Annotated in this window: 2 protein-coding genes; one reads left to right on the top strand and one right to left on the bottom strand. The window is 64.5% G+C overall.

Going from position 1 to position 1,320, the window contains the following annotated elements:
* Positions 1-35: 35 nt before the first annotated feature.
* Positions 36-725 (bottom strand): GTP cyclohydrolase I FolE, encoded by a 690-nt coding sequence (gene folE / locus C2U70_RS32470; protein ID WP_140982824.1) that lies wholly within the window; start codon positions 723-725, stop codon positions 36-38.
* 247 nt (positions 726-972) lie between these two features.
* Between folE and C2U70_RS32465 the strand changes: the two genes are divergently transcribed.
* A partial coding sequence (locus C2U70_RS32465) for an iron-sulfur cluster assembly scaffold protein (protein WP_140982821.1) occupies positions 973-1,320 on the top strand: 348 nt, incomplete at its 3' end.

The following is a 1,320-nucleotide window of genomic DNA, read 5'->3' as shown; positions in this document are numbered from 1 at the left end:
GGCACGCGCTGATCCTCGCAAGTAACTGGCGAGGATCAGCGCGTGCCTCGCACCAGGGACAGGAAGCGGGCCTGCTCCGCCGGGTTGTCGCGGAACATGCCCGTGAAGCGGCTGGTGAACGTCATCGCACCATGCTTGGCGACGCCGCGCACCGACATGCAGGTATGCTCCGCCTCGACCAGCACGGCAACGCCGCGCGGCTTCAACACCTCGTCGATGGCGGCCGCGATCTGCGCGGTCAGGTGCTCCTGGGTCTGCAGCCGGCGCGCGAAGATGTCGGTCAGACGCGCGAGCTTCGACAGGCCCACGACGCGCTCGACCGGCGTATAGGCGATGTGCGCCTTGCCGTAGAACGGCATCATGTGATGCTCGCATTGCGAGGTGAACTCGATGTCGCGCACCAGCACGAAGTCGTCATAGCCGGCGGTCTCGCCAAAGGTGCGGTCGAGCACCTCGGCCGGGCACTGATGGTAGCCCTGATAGAGCTCGTCAAAGGCCTCGACCACGCGGCGGGGCGTATCGAGCAGGCCCTCGCGCTGGGTGTTCTCGCCGATATAGGCGAGCAACGTCTTGACGGCCTCTTCCGCCTCGGCGCGCGCGGGGCGCGGCTGGTCGGCGCGAACGGCGGCAGCCATGAATTCGGCAGGATCGAGCTCCGCCGGGCGGCCCTCGGGCTGCTTGTCGGAAGGCTTGCCTGGGCGGATGGATTTGATCAAAGCGTCCATATCGACTCCGTTCGACCGGCCTTTCAGCCGGAGTGTCACCGGCAGACGGGGCGGAATGCCGCCAGACGCCTGAAGAGAACAACCGATCCTGGCGCCGAACGGTCCCTCACCATAACGCTGCCTGCGTGGTTCTGGACCACCGCCGACAGCACGGCTGGACTGTTTTTCCGCCAGTTCCGACCCTATATAGGACCGTGGACGGTGCCCGCCAAGGCCGATCCGGTTGGGAAGTGCTGGACTCCATCACATGCTGAACGACATTTATAACAAGCGGATCATCGAACTGGCCGGCAATATTCCACGTCTCGGCCGGCTTTCCGACCCCGATGCGACCGCAACGGCCCATTCCAAACTGTGCGGCTCGACCGTGAAGGTCGATCTCAAGATGGATGGAGACACCGTCACCGACTTCGCCCATGACGTGAAGGCCTGCGCACTTGGCCAGGCCTCCTCATCCATCATGGCAAGTCAGGTCGTCGGCTCGACCGCGAGCGAACTCCGTGAGTTACGCGAAACCGTTCGCAAGATGCTGAAAGAGAACGGCGCCCCGCCGGACGGAAAATGGGCCGAGATCAAATTCCTCGAGCCGGTCCGC

The sequence above is a fragment of the Bradyrhizobium guangdongense genome (assembly GCF_006483445.1).
GTDB classification, from domain to species: Bacteria; Pseudomonadota; Alphaproteobacteria; order Rhizobiales; family Xanthobacteraceae; genus Bradyrhizobium; species Bradyrhizobium guangdongense_A.
This window is presented reverse-complemented; position numbering and strand designations above follow the sequence as displayed.